This is a genomic window from Pedobacter sp. 10L46_2 (assembly GCF_056395165.1).
The window spans coordinates 1-7,255 of the sequence record NZ_JBFTIZ010000214.1; the positions used below are offsets into that span (position 1 = coordinate 1).

Sequence of the window (7,255 nt, forward strand, 5' to 3'; positions counted from 1 at the left end):
CATCTAAAGCATCAATAGCTTTATCTGGTAAAAACCTATCAGTAATGTATCTTGATGTTAAGGCCACACAAGCATTAATTGCTTCGTCGGTATATGTTACACCGTGGTGATCTTCGTATTTTTCTTTAATACGGTTTAATATCTCGATAGTTTCATCAGGCGTAGCAGGCTCAATCATTACCTTTTGGAAACGACGATCCAATGCACCATCTTTTTCTATATACTGACGGTATTCATCAAGTGTTGTAGCACCAATACATTGTATTTCGCCCCTGGCCAATGCAGGTTTAAACATGTTCGATGCATCCAGTGAACCAGAAGCACCACCTGCACCTACAATTGTATGAATCTCATCAATAAACAAAATTACATCTGTAGATTTTTCAAGCTCGTTCATCACAGCTTTCATACGTTCTTCAAACTGCCCGCGGTATTTAGTACCTGCAACCAAAGAAGCAAGGTCTAAAGTAACCACACGTTTGTTGAAAAGAACTCTTGATACCTTGCGTTGAACAATTCTCAAGGCCAATCCTTCGGCGATAGCTGATTTACCAACACCCGGCTCACCAATTAAAATTGGATTATTTTTTTTACGACGCGATAAGATCTGAGACACACGCTCAATTTCTTTTTCACGACCAACAATCGGGTCTAGTCTTCCTTCCTCAGCAGCTTTTGTTAAATCTCTTCCAAAATTATCCAAAACCGGGGTCTTAGATTTTATGTCAGAAACTTTTTTAGGGCTGCTAAAGCTCTCTTCCTCACGATAATCTTCATCACCGCCTGTTGATGCACTATTTTGAGTTTCGTCTTTGAATCCGTTTTTATTCACTTCAACCTCCTGTTTAAAGATTTCGTAATTAACGTTGTATTGTAATAAAATCTGCGACGCAATATTATCATCATCACGAAGGATAGACAACAATAAATGCTCGGTTCCTATCAAATCGCTTTTAAAGATTTTTGCCTCCAGATATGTTATCTTAAGAACCTTTTCAGCTTGTTTGGTTAAAGGAATGTTGCCCAGATTTACTGTTACACTTGAGGTACCTCTTACGGAATCCTCAATTGAGCGGCGAAGTTTTGAAGTATCAACTCCTAATGATTTCAATATCTTAATAGCCATACCATCGCCTTCGCGAATAAGGCCTAACAAAAGATGTTCTGCGCCTATGTAATCGTGACCTAATCTCAGGGCTTCTTCCCTGCTAAAAGAAATCACGTCTTTTACTTGTGGAGAAAATTTAGCTTCCATATATACCTTTCTAAAATCCGGAATGCTCTAAACTATAAAAATTGTTTAATAAAAAGCATCCCTGATTTTTTTATTTTATCAACAATTACGCCATTGACTATTAATTAGATGTTGGAACTGCCGTAATTTCATAAATGTTACCAATCTTTGACTAATTCATTTACGCATAATTTTCAATACTTCCACATATATCTATAGGCCAGAAACGCTTAATTAACTGTTTTAAACATATTCAGATCACTTTGTCGTATAAATGTAATGATTTTTATGGAATAATATCACCTGTCAAAAGTGGATATTATCAATAAAAAAACTACCAAAATGGCAGACCTTTGCCAGATCAAATAAAATGACGACCCAACCATCCTATTCAGCTGGAACCAACTTTAAGCATACAGGCTGCCCAACGTCTATTTTAACAGATGTTCCTGTCAATTTTCCGGTTGCTTTGTTTATTTTATAAACCGAAACATTATTGGCATCTTGGGCTGCAACCAGCATGAAATTGCCAGACGGCGTTATCACAAAGTTTCTTGGCGTCTTATCAACATTGTATCGTTCAACAAATGTTAACCTACCATTCTTTCTATTGATAGCATAAGCTACTATATTATTGGCATTACCTCTGTTTGATGCATACAAAAACAAGCCATTGGGCGATACATGTATATCTGCAGCACTATTTTCAGTAAAGGCTTCTGGCATCATATTAACACTTTGTAAAAACGTTAACTTCCCATTATTACAGCTGTATACATTAACAATCGCTGTCATTTCCTGCACAAGGTAAAGGTATTTTTGATCAGGAGAGAAATCCATATGACGAGGACCATTACCAGGTTGTACACTTTCAAAGGCAGGTCCGGCAGGCGTTAAAGGCATTTTTTTGCTACTATCGTAATTATAAATGTTTATCTTATCTGTTCCAAGGTCAGCATAAAACAGTATTTTCTCATTTTTTGATAATAGCGCCGAGTGTACATGCGGCCCCTCCTGTCTTAATTTATTCGCACTCCCTCCCTCATCCTGTATCGTTTGCGATGCCTGCGCTAAAGAGCCATCGCCATTTATGGGCAAAACAGTTAAACTACCACTCCCATAATTAGACACAAATACATTTTTACCATCCCTATCTATAGCAACATGGGCTGGCCCCACGCCTGAGGACGATTGCTTATTGATAAATTCCAGCTTACCAGTTGAACGATCAAATTTAAATGAACTTACCTCTCCTACTTTGTTCGAATTAACCGCATAAACAAACTTAAGATCATTGCTTACTGTTAAAAAAGCAGGATTTTCTACACCATCGATCTGGTTTAAATAGGTCATTTTACCACTTTCGTCATCAAATCGATAAACCAATATACCCTTGCTTTCATTAGTCCGGGTATAAGTACCAATCAGCAGATCAAATGTTTTAGAGGAAGTAATTGTTTTCTGAGAAAGGCCAATAAGAGGCAATAACAACATAGCCAGAAATGGGACAGCCTGTTTTCTGCATTTTTTGAAACAATTCATTTACTTAATTTTACTTCTATATGTGAAGTTGGTTATCTAAAAACTGGTTAATGTAAACATATAAAAAATCTTTGACAGGTGTTTTCTTATCTTTGCTCTAAATAGGGCTCAAATGTGTCCTTTTTCCACTAAAAAAATGAATCTTTCATTTCTCCATATGGGCGGTACCTCCAACATGTCTTCAAAACTTTGTGAATAATCAGGAGAAAATATCTAACACAATGAAAAGGATTAAAACGAAGGCTTTGTTGGTGCTGGTTTTCACTTTTATGGGCTCGTATGCAACTTTATTTATTATACTTCCATATTCCTATTGGAAAGAGTATGCCGACATGTCTGTTTCCAGATTAATAATAGACCTTCTAATAAACCTAGCATTTTGTGTGGTCATGTTAGAGCTAAGTTTATTCATAGACAGAATATTGAATAAAAAAATCCCATGGATGGTTCATCCCTTAAAACGGCTATTGACCCAAACACTCTTTCAAATTCTGGGTGTGCTACTCCTTATCATCTGTCTATCATTAATTTATCTGATAATCGTGGGACCTGCTGGCACTCAATCTCCACACATTGGTTTAAGACAAACATTGTACTCCATTATTTCAATTGTACTATGGGCCTTAATAATCAGTGCACTAAATACTGGCAATTTTTTATTAAATAATTGGAAAGCTACTACTATAAAGGCAGCTGAATTTGAGGTAAAGGCAGCCCAAAACAAGCAATTAGCGGCCGAAATAGAGTTGCAGGCTCTTAAATTACAACTTGATCCACATTTTGTTTTCAATAATCTTAGCGTGCTTTCGGAATTAATATTGAAGGACCAGCAATTAGGATATGAGTATACAGAGAATTTCGCGAAAGTTTACCGCTATCTGTTAATCAACTCGAAGAAAAAACTAATCTCCCTAGGCGAAGAACTCAAATTCCTTGATGCTTATCTTTTTCTCATAAACAATCGAATGGGAGGAGGAAGTATATTTCGGATTGACATTGATGAGTCAAAGCTTGATTTGCTAGTCCCCCCTGTTACGCTTCAACTGTTTATTGAAAATGCCATAAAGCATAATCGTACCGAAGAAGAAAATCCTTTGATTATTAACATATATACAAATAACAATGACGAGCTCATAGTTTCTAATACAATATTGCCATTAATTAATAAACCTCATTCTACAGGTATGGGTTTGAAAAACATAATTGATCGCTATGCCTTATTAGGAGATAAAAAACCTATTATAGAGACAAACGACAAAACTTTTACAATAAAAGTACCTCTTATCAAATGGATATGATAAAGAAGATATTGATTCTGGAAGATGAAAAACTTAATTCAGATCGAGTACAAAGATTATTACTCAAAATAAGACCAGAATTTGAAATTCTTGGCATTTTGACCAGTGTTAAAAAGACTGTGGATTGGCTTGCGGATAATGCGAGTCCTGACCTGATACTAATGGATATACAATTGGCAGATGGTGTAAGTTTCGAAGTCTTTAAATTGGCGGATGTAAAATGCCCGGTAATTTTTACAACAGCCTATGACGAATATGCTGTCCAGGCATTTAAATATAATAGTATAGACTACTTGCTGAAGCCGATTGATAAGGATCAGCTCGAAGCTGCCATTATAAAATTTGAGAACTCAATACAGAGATCATACCAGCAATCCCCTTTGATAGAAGAATTACTAAGCCAAATCCGACCGAAAGAATACAGATCGCGTTTCTTTCTTCCATATCGAGATGGTTATAGAAAAATTAATGTGGAGGATATCGCCTTCTTTTATTCTCATTTGAACATTAATTATGCAAATCTTTTTAATGGTGAAAAAGTTGTCGTCCCTCAGACCCTCGAAGCGTTGGAACAAGAATTAGAACCTAAAAATTTCTTTAGAATAAACCGCCAGTATATTGTTCATGTCAATTCAATTGAAAAAGTCCACAACTTTTTCAACGGTAAGTTAAAGCTCAAAGTGAAGAATAGTACAGACGATGATATCCTAGTGAGCAGGACAAAAGCACCTTTATTTAAAATGTGGTTAGATTACTAATAAGTAATAAATGCCTGATGGACCCTATATAAGTTTATAAGGACCCATCAGGTCATGATATTAAATTTTACCTTTCGACAGGGTTTAATACACCAATTATTTTTTAGTATAGTTTGAGTATTCCGTAATTGTCTGTACAGTAACTTCCTGTCCAATGAATTTAGCTAACATATTGAGTTCCTGGCTTACAGGCAGATAACGTTTCGATTGGTCATTTTTAGTATATTTTATGACCAGATCAAATTTTTCAGCATTAAGAATCTTGATTCTTACAGGCTTTTCATTAATCACTTGTACCTGCTCAATTTTCTTGGTTTTGAGATTGATTGTCATATAAGATCTACAGTCTTTCATAAAAGCAGCATCCTTTGGAATAGAAGCCTGATCTATTTTGTAGCTTATCATCAGGTAGTCTGCTGATTCCTTCTCAACCTTGTAACTTGATTCGTCTGTCTGGGTAGACTTTACCTCTTTGCTTTGATTTTTACGGAAGGTATTAATATCTCCTTTAGAAGGCGATTTCCCGTCTACGGAAACTACAGTCCATTGTTCTTCCTTTGGGCCAGACGGATCATATTTAGCTATGGTTACTATTTGCTTGCCTGCAGTTACCGTTGTCTGTTTGAAGTCAAAGGCAAAGTCCTCAGGCTGTTGAATATTGTCGGCATTGAGGATACTGGCATCAATATTATATTTAGAAAGAGCACTCAATACAGCTGATTTTTGAGCAGAAACTGTTAGTGAGCATGTTACCAAAAGAAAAAGAGCTATAAGCGTCTTTTTCCTACGACTTTGTAATTCAAATTTTGTTTTTTTGTTACCGGCTTCCTTAAGAACGGTTATCTCATTTTGATCTTTAATGTTTTTCATTTTTCTTCTATTATTATTTTGGTGATGTAAAATTACAGGCAGCTAAAGCTTGGCATTTGAACTTATTGAGTGAAGTAGCAAAAATATCTGCTGAATTGTCGATCTGACGTATTGAACTGATGAGCGTTTAATGGAGAGATTAACGTTTCTTCACGTTTTCTACACATATCATTATATTGAATATCAAATACACCACTTTTTTAGTGGCTTTCCTTTCTTATCTTTGCAGTAAACATAGGGTTCTGTAAAATTTAATAAAAAAGCCTATCTAATACACGAAATAACAAGCATGGACGAAAAAATAATATTCTAAAATTTTTGACAGCTAAATAAAAATGCGGCCCCAAGCATATTCAAGCGATTTCTCAGCTTGATTTTTTTTTAAATTCTATCCTTAATATACTCATTTATCCCCGAATTGTCCCTGTTTTCAAAAAATGAACTTCATATAATTTCCTTTAAGTATCAACAAAACTGGATTCTTAGCAGATTAGAATTCTGTACAGATTATGGTGATTTTAACTTAAAGTACAATTTAAGTTCTAGAAAAGTTGATAAAAAAGATGACTCTAAAAGTGCTGCCACTAAGCATTTGTAATTAATTTAATGCATCATACAAAGTTAGTGTCTATGTACTTGGAAATTATAAATCTGACTTTTGAGTGTAATTTTTGAAAACTCCCTAAAATTCACAATATTTATTGCAAAGCTCTATTATACCTCATCCATTATTATTTTAATTCGCACGTAGTTTTTCATCTTCTGAACCGGATTTACGCTTAGTTTGAAGTCCGGAATTTCCAAATCTATAAGTAAAGCTCAAAGACACCTGGCGCGTATTGTCTAGAACATTAAAGGTTTCATTATATCCCTCATAACGGGCAATCCCTCTTGTTTTGAGCTTATAGAACACATCTGTGGCATTAAGTTTTAAGCTGGCTTTTTTTGCAAGAAATTGCTTTTGAAAACCCGCTCCCACTGCCCAAACAGGCAAGAAATTAAAAGATCCATCTTGCTCACGTGAAGTGTAATTGGCGGAAAATTCTGCCGAAAAGCTGGGCGTTAAGATAAATGTATTGTTACTATTAAACTTATAAGTCACTATTGAGTTGTCAAGATTTGAATTCGATACTGCACCATTAAATTTCGAATAAAACAATATTGCATTGTTATAGCTCTGAAACCACTTCCCAAATTTAACTGGGGCCGAAAAGTCAATTCCATAATAATCCTTGACCGCCAGGTTACGGTCAGTGAGTATAACCATCTCAGGCTTTGATGGATCTTGATAAATAAAGGGAATTATATTATTGAGCGTTCGTCTGAATGCATATCGAAAGCTGTACTTTTCAGATATGGTATGACTCAACTCTAGTGCATAAGTAATTTGAGGCAGTAGATTGGGATTTCCAGACTGTGATGTTGTTTCATTCAGGTAGACACGGAATGGGTTTAACTGCCTGTAACTTGGTCTGTCGATTCTTTTACTGAAGGAAAGTCCAATCTGTTGGGATTCTGACAGCTTGTAATCGATCGTGGTATTAGGAAAAAGC

General features: G+C 35.5%; 6 protein-coding genes. 2 read left to right on the forward strand and 4 right to left on the reverse strand.

Annotation, left to right across the window (positions count from 1 at the left end):
• Both AC1DDX_RS19320 and AC1DDX_RS19325 read right to left on the reverse strand, forming a co-directional pair.
• Window positions 1-1,255: Clp protease N-terminal domain-containing protein (locus AC1DDX_RS19320; protein ID WP_477622431.1), on the reverse strand; the 1,255-nt coding region annotated here is incomplete at its 3' end.
• A 366-nt stretch (window positions 1,256-1,621) separates the two neighbouring features.
• Window positions 1,622-2,776 (reverse strand): lactonase family protein, encoded by a 1,155-nt coding sequence (locus tag AC1DDX_RS19325; RefSeq protein ID WP_337717435.1) that lies wholly within the window; start codon window positions 2,774-2,776, stop codon window positions 1,622-1,624.
• 221 nt (window positions 2,777-2,997) lie between these two features.
• On the opposite strand from AC1DDX_RS19325, the gene AC1DDX_RS19330 reads away from it, so the two are divergent.
• The gene (locus AC1DDX_RS19330; RefSeq protein WP_337717434.1) at window positions 2,998-4,074 is read left to right on the forward strand and encodes a sensor histidine kinase; all 1,077 of its coding nucleotides are present in this window, start codon (window positions 2,998-3,000) and stop codon (window positions 4,072-4,074) included.
• On the forward strand, window positions 4,071-4,832 hold the full coding sequence (locus AC1DDX_RS19335) for a LytR/AlgR family response regulator transcription factor (RefSeq protein ID WP_048907264.1): 762 nt from the start codon (window positions 4,071-4,073) through the stop codon (window positions 4,830-4,832). Before AC1DDX_RS19330 ends, AC1DDX_RS19335 begins: the two co-directional genes overlap by 4 nt.
• 96 nt (window positions 4,833-4,928) lie before the next feature.
• Here the strand turns inward: AC1DDX_RS19335 and AC1DDX_RS19340 are convergent, their stop codons facing one another.
• Window positions 4,929-5,702 carry a hypothetical protein gene (locus AC1DDX_RS19340; protein ID WP_337717432.1) on the reverse strand — a complete coding sequence of 258 codons (774 nt, stop codon included), beginning with the start codon at window positions 5,700-5,702 and terminating at the stop codon, window positions 4,929-4,931.
• A gap of 736 nt (window positions 5,703-6,438) precedes the next feature.
• On the reverse strand, window positions 6,439-7,255 hold an 817-nt coding region (locus AC1DDX_RS19345), incomplete at its 5' end, for an outer membrane beta-barrel family protein (protein WP_477622432.1).